This is a genomic window from Spirosoma daeguense, assembly GCF_054776875.1.
This window is the reverse complement of record NZ_BAAHBF010000004.1, coordinates 317,173-335,590: the sequence shown is the minus strand read 5'-3', so window position 1 is coordinate 335,590 and position 18,418 is coordinate 317,173. Positions and strand designations below refer to the sequence as shown.

17 protein-coding genes are annotated in these 18,418 nt (G+C 46.6%); 11 read left to right on the top strand and 6 right to left on the bottom strand.

What is annotated here, in order from left to right:
* Window positions 1-125 precede the first annotated feature (125 nt).
* Complete coding sequence (locus ACYVD4_RS14345) at window positions 126-2,939, top strand: fibronectin type III domain-containing protein (RefSeq protein WP_460946746.1); 2,814 nt, start codon at window positions 126-128, stop codon at window positions 2,937-2,939.
* Window positions 2,940-2,969: 30 nt separating this feature from the next.
* Here ACYVD4_RS14345 and ACYVD4_RS14340 read toward each other — a convergent pair whose 3' ends face one another.
* The 3 genes from ACYVD4_RS14340 to ACYVD4_RS14330 all read right to left on the bottom strand — a co-directional run bounded on the left by ACYVD4_RS14340 (window position 2,970) and on the right by ACYVD4_RS14330 (window position 5,821).
* On the bottom strand, window positions 2,970-3,707 hold the full coding sequence (locus ACYVD4_RS14340; protein ID WP_460946744.1) for a beta propeller repeat protein: 738 nt from the start codon (window positions 3,705-3,707) through the stop codon (window positions 2,970-2,972).
* 43 nt (window positions 3,708-3,750) lie between these two features.
* Complete coding sequence (locus tag ACYVD4_RS14335) at window positions 3,751-4,743, bottom strand: bile acid:sodium symporter family protein (protein WP_460946742.1); 993 nt, start codon at window positions 4,741-4,743, stop codon at window positions 3,751-3,753.
* A gap of 157 nt (window positions 4,744-4,900) precedes the next feature.
* The gene (locus ACYVD4_RS14330) at window positions 4,901-5,821 is read right to left on the bottom strand and encodes a Ppx/GppA phosphatase family protein (RefSeq protein ID WP_460946740.1); all 921 of its coding nucleotides are present in this window, start codon (window positions 5,819-5,821) and stop codon (window positions 4,901-4,903) included.
* A 58-nt stretch (window positions 5,822-5,879) separates the two neighbouring features.
* On the opposite strand from ACYVD4_RS14330, the gene rpsU reads away from it, so the two are divergent.
* Entirely contained in the window at window positions 5,880-6,077 is a 198-nt protein-coding gene (rpsU, locus tag ACYVD4_RS14325) for a 30S ribosomal protein S21 (protein WP_018622005.1), read from the top strand.
* A gap of 227 nt (window positions 6,078-6,304) precedes the next feature.
* Window positions 6,305-7,228 (top strand): tyrosine-type recombinase/integrase, encoded by a 924-nt coding sequence (locus ACYVD4_RS14320; protein ID WP_460946738.1) that lies wholly within the window; start codon window positions 6,305-6,307, stop codon window positions 7,226-7,228.
* Between the two features lie 49 nt (window positions 7,229-7,277).
* Here the strand turns inward: ACYVD4_RS14320 and ACYVD4_RS14315 are convergent, their stop codons facing one another.
* Window positions 7,278-9,086 (bottom strand): SGNH/GDSL hydrolase family protein, encoded by a 1,809-nt coding sequence (locus tag ACYVD4_RS14315; RefSeq protein WP_460946736.1) that lies wholly within the window; start codon window positions 9,084-9,086, stop codon window positions 7,278-7,280.
* A 164-nt stretch (window positions 9,087-9,250) separates the two neighbouring features.
* On the opposite strand from ACYVD4_RS14315, the gene ACYVD4_RS14310 reads away from it, so the two are divergent.
* On the top strand, window positions 9,251-9,925 hold the full coding sequence (locus tag ACYVD4_RS14310; RefSeq protein ID WP_460946734.1) for an EboA domain-containing protein: 675 nt from the start codon (window positions 9,251-9,253) through the stop codon (window positions 9,923-9,925).
* A gap of 86 nt (window positions 9,926-10,011) precedes the next feature.
* On the opposite strand, the gene ACYVD4_RS14305 is transcribed toward ACYVD4_RS14310, so the two are convergent.
* Window positions 10,012-10,659, bottom strand: coding sequence for a porin family protein (locus tag ACYVD4_RS14305; protein WP_460946732.1), 648 nt, complete (start codon window positions 10,657-10,659; stop codon window positions 10,012-10,014).
* Between the two features lie 6 nt (window positions 10,660-10,665).
* Window positions 10,666-11,325: a DUF4136 domain-containing protein gene (locus ACYVD4_RS14300; RefSeq protein WP_460946730.1), complete on the bottom strand. Its 660-nt coding sequence runs from the start codon at window positions 11,323-11,325 to the stop codon at window positions 10,666-10,668.
* Between the two features lie 164 nt (window positions 11,326-11,489).
* Between ACYVD4_RS14300 and ACYVD4_RS14295 the strand changes: the two genes are divergently transcribed.
* The 7 genes from ACYVD4_RS14295 to lepB all read left to right on the top strand — a co-directional run bounded on the left by ACYVD4_RS14295 (window position 11,490) and on the right by lepB (window position 18,378).
* Entirely contained in the window at window positions 11,490-12,422 is a 933-nt protein-coding gene (locus ACYVD4_RS14295) for a TatD family hydrolase (protein WP_460947547.1), read from the top strand.
* A gap of 89 nt (window positions 12,423-12,511) precedes the next feature.
* Window positions 12,512-13,387, top strand: coding sequence for a UbiA-like protein EboC (eboC, locus tag ACYVD4_RS14290; RefSeq protein WP_460946728.1), 876 nt, complete (start codon window positions 12,512-12,514; stop codon window positions 13,385-13,387).
* A gap of 191 nt (window positions 13,388-13,578) precedes the next feature.
* Window positions 13,579-14,361 carry a ParA family protein gene (locus ACYVD4_RS14285; protein ID WP_460946726.1) on the top strand — a complete coding sequence of 261 codons (783 nt, stop codon included), beginning with the start codon at window positions 13,579-13,581 and terminating at the stop codon, window positions 14,359-14,361.
* Between the two features lie 89 nt (window positions 14,362-14,450).
* Window positions 14,451-15,371 carry a ParB/RepB/Spo0J family partition protein gene (locus tag ACYVD4_RS14280; protein WP_460946724.1) on the top strand — a complete coding sequence of 307 codons (921 nt, stop codon included), beginning with the start codon at window positions 14,451-14,453 and terminating at the stop codon, window positions 15,369-15,371.
* Window positions 15,372-15,452: 81 nt separating this feature from the next.
* On the top strand, window positions 15,453-16,301 hold the full coding sequence (locus tag ACYVD4_RS14275) for a DUF5683 domain-containing protein (protein ID WP_460946722.1): 849 nt from the start codon (window positions 15,453-15,455) through the stop codon (window positions 16,299-16,301).
* Window positions 16,302-16,387: 86 nt separating this feature from the next.
* Entirely contained in the window at window positions 16,388-17,125 is a 738-nt protein-coding gene (dapB, locus tag ACYVD4_RS14270; protein ID WP_460946720.1) for a 4-hydroxy-tetrahydrodipicolinate reductase, read from the top strand.
* A gap of 80 nt (window positions 17,126-17,205) precedes the next feature.
* The gene (lepB, locus tag ACYVD4_RS14265; protein ID WP_460946717.1) at window positions 17,206-18,378 is read left to right on the top strand and encodes a signal peptidase I; all 1,173 of its coding nucleotides are present in this window, start codon (window positions 17,206-17,208) and stop codon (window positions 18,376-18,378) included.
* The last annotated feature ends 40 nt before the right edge of the window (window positions 18,379-18,418 follow it).

Sequence of the window (18,418 nt, the reverse complement as noted above, 5' to 3'; positions counted from 1 at the left end):
AGACGCTGTTTATCTCTAAAATACTTGTTGTTTAGTTTGGCATCATCGGGAACCCTAACGAAATTTAGAATTCTATCTGCTTCGGGTGCATCCCGTTTTTTTTTTAACATCTCCTCGTTTAATCAATGACAACTTTCTACCGATTCGTACTATCTTTTCTTTTCGTTATAGCGGTTGCTCTCCATGTTACGTCGGCTCCGATTAATGAAGAACCTTCGAGCTTTGCCTGCTCAACACCTGGCGGGCTAAATTCTTATGCGAGCGCCAATTCAGCTATTTTACGTTGGGGAGGCTCAAGTGCAACATACGACCTGCAATGGCGTGTGGCTGGTTCGGCCAACTGGAATCTGATTCCTAATTTGGTACGTACCGATTATCCGCTTACTGGTTTGGCGGGTAATACCGCTTACGAATGGCAGGTGCGGGGAGTTTGCCAACCGAGCGACGTATCTGTGTTTTCGCCGGTTAGTTCGTTTACTACGGTTTGTATAGCGCCATTTCCATTAGGCAGTGGCGTTCAGTCGGCTACGTCGGGGGTAGTTACCTGGGATGCTACCAGTTTTTCGGAAGATATGAAAGTGAATGTTCGCTGGTGGAAAGTAGGCCCATTTGGTCAAACACCAGCCTTTACTGTAGAACAGAATATTCCCGTTCGTGACCGCCAGTATGTAATTCAGGGATTGAACGAATTAGCTTCTGGAGCTTCCTACGCTTATCAATTACGCTCTGTTTGTCCGGCTGGTGATACGTCAGAATATTCAAATTCGAACTCGATATTTTTGGGCGATTGTTCGTATAGTACGCCATATTTATATACGGATTCGGACGAACTGACAAATACGACGATTCGGGTCAGATGGCGCTCGTTGAGCAGTGCGCCAATAACATTAATGTGGCGAGTTGCGCAAACTGGTACCTGGAATACGATTACCGGGCTAACCGGAAGTTCGTATACATTGAAAAATCTGACTACCGATCAGAATTATCAGATTCAGGTGTTTGCTACGTGCCCTAATGGGCAGGAGCAATATTCGAACATGGTAACATTCAAAGCCCGACTTCCGGTGCCGTATGCTTATCGGGCCGATTTTACCAACCCAACAGCTACCAATATTGCCTGGTTTTATAACCCGCCCAATACCGAGCAGAAAGAGCCGCCGGTAGCCGTTCGGTGGAAACTCTCGAACGCTGCCAATTGGGAAGAGATTACCAATTTCGAACCAACTTATTACCCGCTCCGTAATTTACAGCCAAACCAGACGTATCAATGGCAGATTAAAGGACAATTGCCCAATGGCGATTCGCCTTATTCGGATGTTCAAACGTTTAGTACGTCCTGTCTGGTACCGAATGGTCTGGTTGCTCGTGATCTGACTGCTACATCGGCTCGGCTGGTATGGTATACAAACCTGATGTCATACGATGTGCAGTATCGGCGCTACGTTGGCAACACGCCAACATCGTGGACGGCTGTAAATGGGGTTACTACGTCCGAATGTTCACTCTCAGGATTAGTACCGGGAAGTAGGTATGAATGGCAGGTTCGGACGGTATGCGGGGGCGGAGTAACAACTGCTTTTGTCGGTAGCCCATACACAACAACATTTATAACTCAGTGCACACTGCCTTTTGCGTTGCGTACCACAACTGTGTCATCGACAGGGGCGTTGCTACGTTGGAATGGAATCATTAATATGGGTGGTAATGTCGACGGCAATGCCGATTATAACATGGGCTATGCTCCTGAATACACGCTGCAATGGCGGGCTGTGGGAGCTTCTAACTGGAATACCGTAACGGGCATTACCAGCACGACCTATGCACTAAGCGGATTGACCGCCGGTATACCCTATGAATGGCGATTGACTAATCCCTGTGCAGGCGATCCGGCCAACGCTGGCACAACGGGAGTGAGCCTGTTTTATACGTACTGCATTGCTCCTGACCGGCCGTATTCTGAACAGATGAGTGGTACAAGTGCGCGTCTTCGCTGGTCGGCCAGAGAAGCGGGCGAACAATATACGCTACGTTACCGGGCTTTGGGTAGCACGAACTGGATTACGATTTCTAACGTAACAGACTCGTTATATCGACTTACGAATCTGGCTAATCAGACAACGTATCAATGGCAAGTACAACGTAATTGTAGCGGAAGTCCGGGACCGTTTACCTCAATTCGATTATTTACTACGTCCTGCCAATCGCCAATCGATGTGCGGGAGGTGATGATTGCCAGTACGGCAACACGCATTGGCTGGACAGGAATTCCGGGTGTTCAGTACGTTGTTCGTTGGGGAGTTAGTGGTTCTCCGTTGTCGCAGAGTGCAACCACCGTGGCAGGGGCTTCGAGTTATGATATTAACGGGTTAACCTCAGGTACGGCTTATAATTACGTAGTGAAAAGCCAGTGTGCCGATGGATCTGCATCGGCTGATAGCGAACTTCGGTCATTTACGGCGATTTGTGGTGCGCCGGCAGAGCTACGGGTAGCGGCTATTACGCCAACATCGGCAGTTGTGCAATGGAGTGGGCCAACGAGTCTCAGTTACGTAGCCCGCTGGCGCGTTCAGGGCGGTTCTTGGACAACGGTTAATGTACCCGCCGGAGCTACGTCTGTTTCATTAACTGGCCTGACAACTGGGCAGATACACGATTGGCAGGTTCAGACCGTTTGCGGAGTGGGTCAGCAATCGGCTTTTGCAACGGGCATACTAACGCCTATGAATACCTGCCCACTCCTGTTTTCGTTACGGGCTGGTAACTGGAATGATCCAACTTTATGGTCGTGTGGCCGGATACCAATGGCTGGCGATACAATAGAAATTCGGCACGTAGTAAATATTCCAGCCGGTTTTGTCGGGAATACGCAGAACGTAACGTTTACACAAGGCGGGAAAATTGTTTATGCGATCGGAAGTTCACTACAATTAGGGCAATAGCAAACGAATCAGGTGGATACAGGGCGTGGTTTAGGGCAAAGGCTTTTTGGATATATAGACAATACCCCGGCCTTGCTTACTGTTGCAGAATGAGAATTTCTCACCAGAATGGCCCCGCCCACACACGGCATCAGTACCGGCGATGTAGAGTCGCTGCTGGCTATCGAGATACAGGCTTTGTAACTGGTGGAGTTGCGGCAGATCAATTCGGCGACCTTCCGACGTGATGATGCCCGGCGTTTCGAAAATACCAGTTGTAGCTGTTGGTCCATCGAGAAATGCCTGATATATTTTATACGTTTTTCCCGTCGATGTATTGACAGGGTTAATCGGGAATCCATTATAGCCCAACGAAGGAATATAATCGAATGCCAGATTGCCTTTTCGTTGATAAGGCTGCCATGTTTTACCATCGTCGACGCTGTAATTATCAGCGTGGATAAGCGCTCTATAGCCGAGCAAACCATTCATCGTGAATAGCGTATCCCGGTATTGAACAACACCAAACATACCAATCGACTGTTGGTGAACCTGTTGCCAGTGCTTCCCCTGATCGGTCGACCGAAAAATGGCAAAACTTGTAGAAATTAATAGCGTTTTATCCCAATCGCCCCAGACTCCTTCAATGGATTTGTCGATGGGAGATTTCAGAACGTACCAATCTTTGTAGTCAGCTAATACAGTATCATTTCTGGGAGATACCGTATCCGATTCGGGTTTGCAGGATAAGATAAGCGCAATGAGTACAAAGACGAATAGATTTTTCATAGTCAATTATCGTTGAGTAAATCAGCCCTGTACAAAGACTCCTTTAGGAAGGCAATGGTTGTGACGACGTATCAGACGTAACGCTTTCTTTTGGTGGGCGTTGGCTCCAGTACGTAGCAAGAAGCGAACCTGTGGTGTTCATAATTGGGCCGAATAGGGCGGGAGCAAGCCCAACCGTGGCAACTTTTCCCATCTGTACGGCAATGCCCGATGCCAGTCCACCGTTTTGTAAACCCACTTCAATGGCCACAGTACGGCAGCTTTGTTCATCCATACCAAACAATCGGGCTACCCAATAGCCTAGTGTGAACCCTGTTAGGTTGTGAATCAGTACACAAAGTGCTAAGGTCCAGCCTACAGCCAGCATACTGTCGCGACCGGCAGCGGTGATAATAGCTACAATCAGCACAATACCAACCATCGAAACAAGTGGCATAATCCGGTTGATAACAACGGTCGATTTATGAAAAATACGATTCAATATAAGCCCAACAATAACGGGTAAAATCACAATTTCGGTGATATGTATCATCATATCCCACAGCGAAATTTCGATAAACTGGCCCGCCAGAAGTTTCATCAGCGCAGGCATTAGAAACGGAGCCAGCAGCGTCGATAACGTAGTGACGGTTATGGAAAGTGGTACATTGGCCTTGGCAATGAAACACATTACGTTCGAAGCCAGCCCGCTTGGTGAGCAACCGATAAGAACTACGCCAGCGGCAATTTCGGGCGGAAATTTGAACGTATTCGCCAGCGTATAGCCTAATAATGGCATAATAAGAAAGTGGCATACTACGCCTACAAGCACGGCCCGTGGTTGCTGAATAACGCCCTCAAAATCCTTGATCGACATGGTGGTTCCCATTCCCAGCATAATGATTTGCAACAACGGTACAATCAATTTCTTCAGCGGAAAATCGCCAAATTGGGTAAATGGCCCCGGAAAAATCAGTGCTAACGTTACAGCAAGGATAATACAGGCCGTGTAAATCAGGTTGTTGTAGGAAGAACGGGCGTTAGTTTCGGCTTTCATTACCAGAGAAAAAAATGGAGAATGAATAATGTATAATGAAGGATGGAATCTATAGGAAGAAAACCAGTTTTCAGGTTTGTTGTAAAAGCCTATTGCCCCCAAAAATTACCTGTTACATTGCCTATTCTCATTATCCATTGTTTATTCTACATTATTCCTACATCGATGCCAGAACCCCTTCTTTTAGCGAATATGTTGAGGTTTTGATCACTGATAGGCCATAGGTTTTCAGCACATAATCAATTAAGCAAACACCCACTACGATCATATCGACACGTAGCGAAATCATGCCGGGAAGCGCCATACGCTCGTCGCGATTACGACTAATAAGCTGCTCGTGAGCCCGATAAAACTCGGAAATGGGCAGCGTAAATGCGGCTTGCTCCGGGGCTGGTAAGTGACCCCGTTCGTGCATAAACCACAAATCAACCAACGTATCGAACGAACCGGATGAACCGACCAATACGGTTGGCTCATATTGATGAATAGCATTTGCTAATGGCAGCAGTTGTTCCTGAAAATAACTACGCAGCCGTTGAATACTCCCTGAACTGATGGGGTCGGTCGACATAAATTTTTCCATAAGCCGTTGCCCGCCTATTTCGAAACTCTGTTTCCAGAAAACCCGGTTCTGATTGCCCAGAATAAACTCAACGCTACCGCCACCAATGTCGATGATCAATGCGGTATTCTCATCGAGAGCACCAGCGGCTCGGACGCCCTGATAAATATAATCAGCTTCCTGATTGCCCGAAATAACCTGAATCTGGATACCCGTTGCCTCCCGAACGCGTTCTATGAACTCAGCCTGATTCTGAGCCACCCGGATAGCGCTGGTACCAATGGCCACTACGTGTTCGGGTGCTACGTTATGCTGGTCGAGTACGCTCCGAAAATAGGTCAGTATGTTCAGGGCGCGGCCAATGGCTTCTTCTGTAATAACTCCCTGATTAATACCAGCCAGCCCGATTTTGGCAGGTCGACTCTCGCGAAAGAGCGTTGAATAAGAGGTCCCGTTTTTCTCGGCTATAAATAAGTGGAACGTATTGGTGCCTAAATCGATAATTGCTTGTTTCATAGATGCAAAACTATTACCTTTGCCGTCCGATTTTAGCTAAAACACAATATTTTAAAACATGCTTATTATTAACGTAAAAGACAACGAGTCGATTGACAAGGCCCTCAAACGCTTCAAAAAGAAGTTTGAGAAAACGGGCGTGTTACGGCAGTTGCGGTCGCGGACGGCTTTCCAAAAACCGTCGGTAAAACGTCGTACCGAAGTCATCAAAGCCGCTTACAAAGAAAGAATGTACGGCAATCACACCGAGCAATAGTCGGTTGTGAGTAGAGTTTGGCCGCCTTGAATGCGCAGTCAATGACGACCAGATTCTTCATCAGAATACAAAGCAGCAAGCAGCAATGTTTGCTGCTTTTTGTTTAACCGGGATTTTGTTTACTGTACAATGATATGTCATAGTTGAGAAATACTCTCGCGCACTTTTCTATGTTGTCCTAAAATCAGAAAGTCGGTAAGTTTGTTAGACTAAAATCTGTTTAATCCATGAATCCGCTAAATCCCGCGGGGCCGCCCGGCGGTTCCGATTTCCTGCAATACATTCGGTTTGAGAAACGGCTGAGCCATCATACGCTTACGGCTTATGGTAATGATCTGGAGCAGTTCACTACGTTCCTGACTTCCGAGTGCGCTGTCGAATCACCAGAACGAGCCGATTTTCGGCATATTCGGTCGTGGATTGTGAGTCTAGTGGAAGGCGAAATGGATAAATCATCGGTGAATCGAAAGATTGCTACGTTGCGGAGTTACTACGGTTTTTTGCTACGTCGGAAAGTGATTGATATTGACCCGATGACGAAAATTCAGGCGTTGAAAGCCAGTCGGAAACTGCCGGTTTACGTAGAGGAAAAACCAATGGAAACCCTGCTGACCGACATTGATTTTCCTGATACGTTTGAAGGCGTTCGCGATAAACTGGTACTTGAGTTGCTCTACGGAACGGGTATTCGTCTGAGCGAATTAATCGGGCTGAAAACCGCTGATGTTAATCTGTACAATAAAACCATCACCGTACTGGGTAAACGAAACAAACACCGGATTGTGCCTTTGACACAACCGCTTTTTGAACTGATTCAGCAGTATGAGAAACAGAAAAAAATAGAATTTCCGACTTCTGTAGATGAAGGAATGTTAATTGTAAGCGATAAGGGAGTGCCCGCTTATCCGGTTCTTATTCAGCGTATTGTAAAGCGACATCTGGAACTTATTACTACGTTAGAGAAGAAGAGTCCGCACGTATTACGTCATTCGTTCGCTACGCATCTGCTCAATCGGGGTGCCGATCTGAACGCTATTAAAGATTTACTGGGTCATAGCAGTCTGGCCGCTACGCAGATTTACACACATACAAGTCTGGAACAACTCAAAAAGACCTACGATCAAGCCCATCCAAAGGCTAAAAAGGATTAGTGAATAATGAAAAACGAATAGTGAAGAATAGTTTGTTATCCATTATCCATTATTTCTTCCGTTTCGGAGCAGGTTCAACTGGTTTCAGATGAGGCTGAAGCTTCGTTAACAGTTGACGGTAGCCTTCGGCGTTTGGGTGAAGTCCGTCGCTAAACATGGCTTCATCAATTTTGCCATCTGGTTTTAGAAAAACCGTGCCGGGTTGAATAAACGTTACGTTCAACTCGCCCGCTGCCTGCGCAATACGTTGATTTAGACCGGCAATACGTACTTCTTCATTACGTCGTGGGAGAATACCGATCAGCAGAATGTCGGCGTTAGGTTGGCGCGTTTGTATGGCACGTACCAGAAAGGAAAGCCCATTACTGATTTCGTTATCTGAATTAAGCTGAAGATTATTAGTGCCAATCATTATGGCAATCTGACTGGCCTGATAACCATCGAGTTCACCGTGATAAACCCGCCATAATACGTTTTCGATACGATCCCATCCGTAGCCCAGATTAAGCACACCGAGCGGTTCCATAATGGCATTCCAGCTATCGCTTCCGTTCAATTTAGCCCCCGTCGATTCGCCACCCCAGAAATGCGTAATCGAATTACCGATGAATAGAATGCGGGGTGGTTTATTTTGTACACGCGCCATGACGTCGCGGTGGCGGGTTTCCCAGTCGTAGACGCGCGCATCGCGGTATTGCGTGCGGGGTTTTGTAGTCGAAATATCACCAACAGGTTCGTTCAGGATTTTTCGGATGCTACGTTCATAGGCGTCTGCATATTGTTGCATACCTAAATCATTCGGGTGCGTACCGTCGACCATCGCATCGTTGTCGAGGTTGATAGCCGATTTTGGCAACAAATACAACTGCTTTATTCCCTGGCTTTTTAATTCAGAAAAGGCCTGTTCCATCACAGCGTTGGCATCTGTGTAGAGTTGACGGCGGGTTGTATTAAAACCGCCATCCGTATAGCCCGCATGTTCGACCAGTAAAATCGGCGTATCGGACTTCCGTTGACGTAGTGCTTTTACCGATTCAATAATCTTGGTTTTTAGTTCGTCGGGTTTTGTGCCGGCCGATGCAATCAGGTTCGGCAGACAATCAAGTACGTATAGGTTGGTATTGATTTCGGGCAACAAATCGATGATTTCTTTCTCCAAACGTCCATTCCCAGAGAAAGCCAGATTGATGATTGGTCGGTCGAGCTTACGGCCTAAAATAGATGTCCATGCCATGCCGGGTCGAGAAGCACAGGCTCCCTGCGCTATTGACGTGCCATAAATCACAATTGGTTTATCAATACGCACGGGTAGGGGAGTGAACGTAGCACCAGAAGGCACCCCAATTTCGAGCCATTTTACGGAGTTGTAGAGTGGCAGATATAGCCGGTATTCGCGTCCTTTCTGATGATACGTATCATTCGGTTCAAGGTCAGTAAATCGGTACTGAATTGTATCACCAAATGTATATTTTCCGCCACACCAGAGCGCATCGCCATCGCTGTTAATTCCGTATAAATCAACGCCATTGACACCTGTTGACGGCATGTGTGGCATTTCTTTTTTAGCTGTCATGCCATAGCGAACCACAATCTGGTTGGTGCTGGCCCGGAACCGAATGAGCAAACCGGCTGCGTTGTGCGATAAATTCCAGACAGGTTGCCGAACATTTTTTTCGGCTTTAGCCGGTAATCGGTCGTATGGATTTTGTAAGGCTTCACCCGACCATCCCTGTCCTTCAATAACCGGGAAACTATTCTGGACAGGATTCCACCACGTATAATCGGTTGACGATTGGCCGATGGCGGCATTATAAAGGAAAAAGAAAGAAACGAACGTAGCAGATAGCAGTTTTTTCATGGTAGGAAACAAAGGACAGACGTAGGGCTGTCGGGGCCGGACGTATTATCTATAAAGGTGAGTAAGGCGGCAGGCTAATGTGTTTTTACAAAAAAGAGTATGATTCTTGTAAGGAGCGGTTTGGTGTAAACAAACGTAAACGGCTTCTTAGGTACTTTTGCATCATGAATATTTCCCAGATGAGCCAAACGCTGTTCTATCTGATCGAACAGCAACCTGATTCACAAAAAGCGGTTGATTATCTGCGGCAGCAGGCCGATGCGTTTCAGTCGAATCCGCAGGTGCCAGTGTTTTACCGTGTGTTTACGGCATTGCCCCGATTTGTCGGAAAACAGGTGGTGAACGTACCGGCTGACATGGCGTTTGCGCTTGAACGTATCCGACCGAAGTTTACGATAGAAGGCTGGACGCTCGACCGACTGGCGCGGGTATGGTGGCTCCTGCAACTGCCGGTCGATGAGGAGACTACGTATGTAAAAACGATCAGTCAGCTTTTTAAAGCGGCTGAATTGAATGAATTAGTTGCACTTTATTCGGCCCTGCCGGTGCTGGCTTTTCCGGAAGCGTGGCGTTTTCAGGCTACGGAAGGAGTTCGGAATAACATTGCCGATGTACAGTCGGCCATCATGCTACACAACCCATACCCGGCTGATTATCTGGATGAACCGGCCTGGAATCAACTGATTATGAAGGCGTTTTTTACCGATAAGGACGTAACGCAAATTACGGGGTTACTCGACCGTAAAAACGACCAACTCGCCCGTGTTCTCGCTGATTATGCGGATGAACGTAGAGCGGCTGGCCGTAGTTTACCTCCGAATATTGAGTCGCTTATGTGATTGATAATGAATAATGTAAAATGGATAATGCATAATCGGGACTGTCGCCTAACTTATACATTATCCATTTTACATTATTCATTACCCTAATACCAGCGATATGAAATACCGGCTGAGATCATAAGTGAAGGCGCGCTGTTCTTCAAAAAATCGTAGTTGAAAAATACGTTCTGGTATTGGGCTTGAATTTCGGCGCCAAGTCCTTGTTCGCGCCCACTGTAGAACTTGAGTCCAACGGCTGGGGCAATGGCTCCTTTAAATCCCGTAACCTGATCGGCCAGTGGGCCGAAATAGTTCGTGTAATCGACAAAAGCACCGCCACCCGCCATCTGTATGTACGGACGAATAGCGGCTGCATTATCAGCGAAATAATAAGACAGCGACGCCATTGCGGGAATCATCGTCAACGTGCGCGTTTGTACAGCCGAAATAGTTTGGTCATCATACTGATATACCTGCCTGTCGAGTCGTTGTTTCGTATATTGATAGCCGGTTTTTAGGCCAAGCGAAAACCGTTGCGGAAACAACCATTCACCGTCGAGGGCGAAGTTGGTAGGAGAGATCTTGTTGATGTATCCCTTCTGACCACCCATCGGCATACTTAAAGCGTAGCGGGCCGAAATGTTGAACGTTACGTAGCGATCATAGAGCGACGATTCGTATTCATTTTTATATTGTGCACTGGCCACTGTTGTCAGGCTCACCAGCGCAACTAAAGCAATTAGGCGTTTCATAACGTATTAACGAGTTGCTTGTAAATAAGGCGATTGACTAAAAATAGACGTAGTAGCCGCATCAGCCGACTGTGTATCTGTGATTTCGCTACCGCGAATGGTAGCACTATAAATGACCGTCAACTGTTGCTGACCGGACGTAGTGGCCGAGCTATTTTTTAAATCGACCATCTGAACTTCCCAGTATCGGTCTGTAACCTGATACGTATAATAACTGGGGTAATAAGGCATTCCCCAGCCGCCTAATCCACCGTAGCCCCAATAGTTCGAATAGTAACCATACGGGTTCGAAGCAACGCCTGTATACTGATTATTAACCAGAATAACGGCAACGCCCAAATCAGCTTTTTCACCTTTGTTGACACGCTGAAAACCTCGCGAGGTTAGCGCAGTTGCTACGTTATTCACCAACCGATCCGAAACCGCATTTTGGGCCGTAGCGTAGCCTTCGTTCGACTCAATAAGGACCGAATCGGGCAGGCTAAACGTTTTATACTGACCGAAATTAACAGAACGATCGTAGTTGGTAATATAAACGGGGCTATCCGCCGGGCTCAAGTCGTTGATAGCGTTGTCGCGGCAGGCTGTTAGCACACTGCCAATAGTTAGGAGTAGTATTGCCCAAACGGGGGCTTTTCCTGACCAGCATTGTTGAAGCGTTTTCATAAGTGCATTTGTCGAGTACTATTTATAGAACGAACAGAAGGCGCCGAAGTTTGTACAGAGTTGCTTAAAATCATGTGAAAAATGACCTGCAACGGCCAAAAATTTTAAGAACTTTGTTCCTTTATCGACGGAAGCGCATTCCGTTTATTTTTTTCGCAGAGCGTATGGATTTTATGGATTCAATTCGGGGCATGTCGTTTTTCGATATGCATGTCCACATGACATCCCGTACTACCGATGATTACCAGGCTATGGCCGATGCCGGCGTAGTGGCTATGATTGAACCCGCTTTCTGGTTGGGCCAACCACGTACTGGTGTCGATTCGTTTCGGGATTATTTTGCTAGTCTGGTCGGCTGGGAGCGATTCCGGGCGTCGCAGTTTGGCATTCGGCATTATTGCACCATCGGATTAAATTCTAAAGAAGCCAATCAGGAAGAACTTGCTGAGCAGGTTATGGAAATTCTTCCGCTTTTCATCTATAAAGAAGGTGTGGTAGGTGTTGGCGAAATTGGTTTCGACGATCAGACGGCTGCCGAAGACAAATACTATCGGGCGCAACTTGAACTGGCAAAGGAAGCAAACCTGCCTGTGCAGATTCATACGCCCCACCGCGATAAAAAACAGGGTACCAGCCGAAGTATGGATATTGCGATTGAACACGGTATTGCTCCGGGCATGGTTATCGTTGATCACAACAATGAAGAAACCGTACGTGAAGTGCTCGACCGGGGTTTCTGGGCAGGCTTCACCATCTATCCATTTACCAAAATGGGTAACGAACGTATGGTAGAAATTGTGAAGCAATACGGGCCGGAACGTATCATGATTAATTCGGCCGCCGACTGGGGCATCAGCGATCCGCTGGCTGTACCAAAAACGGCTGCATTAATGAAACAGAACGGTATTTCAGATGAAGCTATCCGGCTCGTTACGTTTACAAACGCTGTTACGGCCTTCGCGCAAAGTGGCCAGCTCAGCATCGAAGAACTTACCCAGCCATTAACAATCGATCAGAGCCAGCGGTATAACGGCAGTTCGGTACTACGTGGTGGACAGGCTCCTCGGGTAGATAAAGAATCAACGATTATTAAATAAAAGAGCGAAAGCGAGAAAGAGTGAAAGAGCGAAAAAATCTGTGTGAAATCGCTCTTTCACTCTTTCGTTCTTTCACTCTTTCACACTCTATGATAAAAGCACTTCTTTCCCTCACACGTCCGGCAAATCTGGTTACAGCAATTGCCGACGTACTGGCGGGAATGGCGATTGCAGGTTATTTTTTGGATATGCATGCGGCTCCGGCCCCTGTAGGCTGGCTTTCTCTGGCAACGGTGGGTTTATACGGCGGTGGTGTTGTTTTTAACGACGTATTTGATGCCGAGTTAGACGCTGTAGAACGCCCAGAGCGCCCAATTCCCAGCGGTGTAGTTTCGAAATCAACAGCAATAGGTTTGGGGTTGGCTTTGTTAGCGGTGGGTATTCTTTGCTCATTTTTTGTGAACCAGACGGCTGGCTTTCTGGCGATTGCGATTGCCGTAGCGTCTGTCGTATACGACCGATTCGGGAAGCACCACAATTGGCTTGGGCCTTTAAATATGGGCCTGTGTCGTGGTCTGAATTTGTTACTGGGCGTAAGCATTCTTCCTGATCAGGTGATGCCCTGGGCATGGGTAGGTCTTGTTCCGGTAATCTATATTGCTGCTATTACCATGATTAGCCGGGGTGAAGTGCATGGTGGAAGTTCCACTACGTTACGGATGGCGGGTTTATTATACGCCCTTGTGATTGGCTGTGTAGCAGCGCTGGCGCAACAACAACAGCAATTGGGCACAGCTTTTCCTTTTCTGGCTCTGTTTGGCTATTATATTTTTCCTCCTCTCTGGCGGGCTGTTAAAGAACCTGTTGGCCGTAATATAGGAATTGCTGTAAAAGCAGGCGTATTATCGCTTATTGTTATGAATGCCGCATGGGTGGCTGCTTTTGCGTCGTTCCCGTTAGCCATGCTGGTATTTTGTCTTCTGCCTTTGTCCCGTTTGCTGGCAAAATTATTTGCCGTTACGTAGTTCAGTTTTGGTACGTTAGTTGCTATATCTATGTAGTCGGAAGTAAAGAAACGAATTTAAACAAATCTTTATGACTCAGGCTACTGGCTTTGCGCAACCAATCTGTTTGATACTTTTGTGAAACATTCCGTGGAACATTCTTGGATTCGTGGAAACTATCTGGCATATTTGAATCTGCAACGTACAGACCCATGGGTAAAGTGATTGCTATCGCCAACCAAAAAGGTGGCGTCGGTAAAACTACGACAACGATCAATTTAGCTGCCAGTTTGGCCGCACTCGAATTTCAGACGCTCATTGTTGATGCAGACCCTCAGGCGAACTCCACCTCGGGTCTGGGTTACAATCCTAAAGAAATCGAAAATAGTATTTATGAGTGTATGGTGGAAGGCGTACGCCCACACGATGCAATTATTCAGACTGATTTCCCGAATCTGGATTTGTTACCCTCTCATATCGACCTTGTAGGGGCTGAAATTGAGATGATTAACCTCCAGAATCGGGAGGACAAAATGAAACAGACGCTCGATGGGCTACGTGATGAATACGATTTCGTTATCATCGATTGTTCGCCATCGCTGGGGTTGATAACCATTAACAGCCTGACCGCTGCCGATTCGGTTATTATCCCGGTTCAGTGCGAATATTTTGCGCTTGAAGGGTTGGGCAAGCTGTTGAATACCATTAAAATTATTCAGTCGCGGCTCAATACGCATCTGGCAATAGAGGGTATTCTGCTAACCATGTATGACTTACGTGTTCGGTTATCGAATCAGGTCGTTAGTGAAGTAACAACCCATTTTCAGCAGATGGTATTTAATACCATTATTCCACGTAATATCCGGCTGAGTGAATCGCCCAGCTTTGGCGTACCCGCATTGGCGCAGGACGCCGATAGCAAAGGCGCTGTCAGCTACCTTAACCTGGCCCGTGAGATTCTGATTAAAAACGGCATGATGCCGCAGGAAGCTTAAAACGTGTATGATGTATGAGGTATATTGTATGATTGTTGCCAGACAGTCGTGCATTCTATAGCGTACATCCTACATCCTACATCTTAATCATGGAGAACACAAACGCCAAAGCACCAAATAAGAAGATGATTGGATTGGGCCGTGGCCTGGGCGCATTGCTGCAAGATACCGAATCGGTTAATCGGCAGACGAAGCCTTCGCCTTATGAGTCAATTAGTACGATGACCGAAATTGGTTTGTCGCAAATAGAAACAAACCCGTTTCAGCCACGTACCCGTTTCGACGAAGAAGCCCTTCAGGATTTGGCCGATTCCATCCGGACACAGGGTATTATTCAGCCGATAACCGTACGTCAGTTAGGTAAAGATCGATACCAGTTAATTGCGGGTGAACGTCGTTTACAGGCATCGAAAATTGCTGGTCTAACGCATATTCCGGCTTACATACGTACTGCCAACGACCAGCAAATGCTGGAAATGGCCCTGATTGAGAATATTCAGCGTGAAAACCTGAACGCGATAGAAATTGCCCTAAGCTACCAGCGGCTCATAACCGAATGTAGCCTGAAGCAGGAAGAACTGGGTGAACGCGTTGGTAAAAATCGGACTACGGTAAATAACTACATTCGACTGCTGAAATTGCCGCCTGTTATTCAGGCATCGTTACGTGATAATAAAATTTCGATGGGCCATGCCCGCGCTATTATCAATATAGAGAACCCCGATACCCAGATCCGGCTTTTCAACAAAGTAGTTGATGAAGAATGGTCGGTACGTAAGGTAGAAGAAGCTGTTCGGAATCTCTCCGACGAAACACCTGATCTGGAAGTTACGCGACGTGTTACGTTGCCTAAACAGGAAATGCGTAGCCTTCAGTTTAAATTGTCTTCCATGTTCGGTACGCGCGTATCAATAAAGGCCGACGAAAAACATAAGGGAGAAATCAAAATTCCATTTACCTCGCAGGAAGAGCTAACCAAAATTCTGGAGGTGCTGAACTCGCAGAGCTAAGCTCGTAGATTATCCGTGTTAAATTACCTTAAAAGGGTAACGAATCGGGGCAGAGCCTGGCGAATCGGGCGTTACTTATGCATGAATTCACTTGGTCGCTTCTTCGGAACTCTAGTAGTGCTACTTGTTTCATCGGTGGGTTCACTGATGGCGCAAAATCCAATTCTTGTTCCTGCTCCTACGCCAGCGTCCATCGATTCGACTAGGCTGATTCGTTCGATCTCTGATACGCTTCCGGCCATGATACGTCGGAATGGTATACTAGTTCCGACCGAACCGGCTGGTATTCGAACGGCTGTTATCCCCGGCGATTCGTCTTCACTTGATAAACCAGATACGGTTCGTGTGGCGAAAAAAGTATCGAAGCATCGAATCATACCTAAGCAGGCTACGATCCGTTCGCTTATGTTGCCGGGTCTGGGGCAGGCTTACAATCGCCAGTACTATAAAATTCCATTTATCTACGCAGGGTATGCAGTAATGGGATATTTATTTGTTCAATATAGCGGACTGGCTAATGAAGCCGCCCGGGGCTATAAGCAGCTATTGTTTGCACCGGTTATCCAGCCAGCTCAACCCGCATCATTGGAAAAATACCCCACAGGAATCGAGACGTTGATTTCTTCAACTACGTTTACTATTCCAGCCGTACTTGGGCAGAAACCCGAATATGTTGAAATAAGCGGATACAAAGTCTATTCGGTTGCTACGGCAAAAAATGCCTATGATACGTATCGGCGCTATCGCGATTTGAACGTAATTCTTTCGGTGGTGTTATATGCGCTAAATGCGGTAGAAGCGAACGTAGCGGCACACCTGAAAACATTTGATTTATCGGATGATATTTCGATGCGCATCGAACCCAACGTATTACCAATACCCGGAACAGGGCCGGTGCCGGGGGTAAGAATTGCGCTTAGTTTTAAATAAAATGTATGAAGTATGATGTATAGTGTACTTGGAATGAATCTACATCATGTACCATACTTTATATATTACATACCAACTAGTTTCTTATGAAAATTCTTCTCCTTGGCTACGGCAAAATGGGTAAAACCATTGAGCAGATTGCACTCGAACGGGGACATCAGATTGCCGGTCGGATTGATGTCAACAATCAGACAGATTTAGCTAACCTCGAACCTGACGATGTTGATGTTGTCATTGAGTTCAGCTCCCCTGAATCAGCGGTTAAAAATATAACGTATTGCCTTGAACGTAGCTGGCCCGTAGTTTGTGGAACGACGGGTTGGTTAAGCCATCGGACAGAAATAGAAAAGCTTTGTCAGGAAAATAAAGGTGCTTTCTTTTATGCCTCGAACTACAGCATTGGCGTCAATCTGTTTTTTCGTCTGAATAAAGTGCTGGCGAAGTTTATGCGTGATTATCCGTCGTATCACGTATCAATGACCGAAATTCATCATACCGAAAAGAAAGATGCGCCAAGCGGTACTGCTATTACGTTGGCTGAAGGTGCTCTGGAGCATTTGCCACATAAACAACGTTGGGTAAATAATGAGCCTGGTTCTGAGCTTGTTGCGGTTGATAAAGACGCAATTGAAATAGAGTCGCTTCGTGAAGGTACTGTACCGGGTACGCATACCGTGCGCTACGAATCGGAGGTTGACCGAATCGAGATACAACACGTAGCACACAATCGATTAGGATTTGCACTGGGAGCGGTGGTTGCTGCCGAGTGGCTTGTTGGCCGTCAGGGCATATTTGGTATGGACGACTTGCTAGGAAATGTTTAATTTTGTTGCAAATTCTTCTGTTTTAGCCAGTTCGTGGCAACTGAAACAGGAAAACTTGAAACTTGAAACCCGAAAAATCTGTGTCTGAAGTAAAAACCAGAGCCGAAGCTAAGCCGGCCAACGCTAAGAAATCGCCCCTCCGCGAGTGGTTCGACTCTATCTTGTTTGCCGTTGTGGCAGCTACGCTTATTCGTTGGCTGTTTATGGAAGCGTTTACCATTCCAACGCCTTCGATGGAAAACAGTTTGATGGTTGGCGATTTTCTGTTTGTTAGTAAGCTGCACTATGGTACACGTACACCACGCACGCCTTTACAGGTGCCACTTACGCACCAGAAAATATGGGGGACCGACATTCCATCTTATAGCACAGCTATTCAGTTGCCATCGTATCGGCTACCCGGTTTTACGCATGTTAAGAATGGCGACGTAGTGGTGTTTAACGTACCGCCAAAATACCTGAACGACAATATCGATTACCCCGTCGATCTGAAAACCAACTATATCAAACGTTGCATCGGTATTCCGGGCGACGTACTGGAAATTCGCCAGCGTGAGGTATTCGTAAACGGAAAACCATTTGCGAAACCGCCCCGTTCGGAACAAAAATATTTTGTGAAGACTACCGAAGTCCTTGACGCGAATTTCTTCCGTAAACACGATATCGTGAATGATTACCGCGATCCGGGCCAACCTACCGAAAACTGGAAGCCGCTTGAAGAATATAATGATTCTACCAAAACATCGGCGCTGGTTGGTTATAGTATAAATACTACGGAGGCCGTTATTGCTACGTTCCGTGGGTTCGATTGGGTGAAGGGTATTGAACCTATGGCCGATAAACCCGGCGAAATGATGCCTTCAGTATATGGTACGCCAACGTTTAAATGGAATCATGACAATTTCGGCCCGTTGACCATCCCGAAAAAAGGAGCTACGATCCAAATTACCCCGCAAACTCTTGCTGTTTATGGGCCAGTAATTGAACTATATGAAGGTAATGAAAAAGTAGAGCTGACGCCCAATGCTGTTAAAATTGATGGTAAAGCCATTACGTCATATACCTTTAAGCAGGACTATTACTTTATGATGGGCGACAATCGGGACAACTCGCTGGATTCTCGTTTCTGGGGTTTCGTTCCTGAAGATCACATTGTTGGTAAAGCTGTGTTTGTCTGGATGTCTATTGACCCGAATCCGGCTAATATCTGGAACAAAATTCGTTGGAATCGCCTGTTCAGAACTATCGACTAAAGCCCGCAGGCAGAATTAACAAAAGCCCTCAAATTTGCAC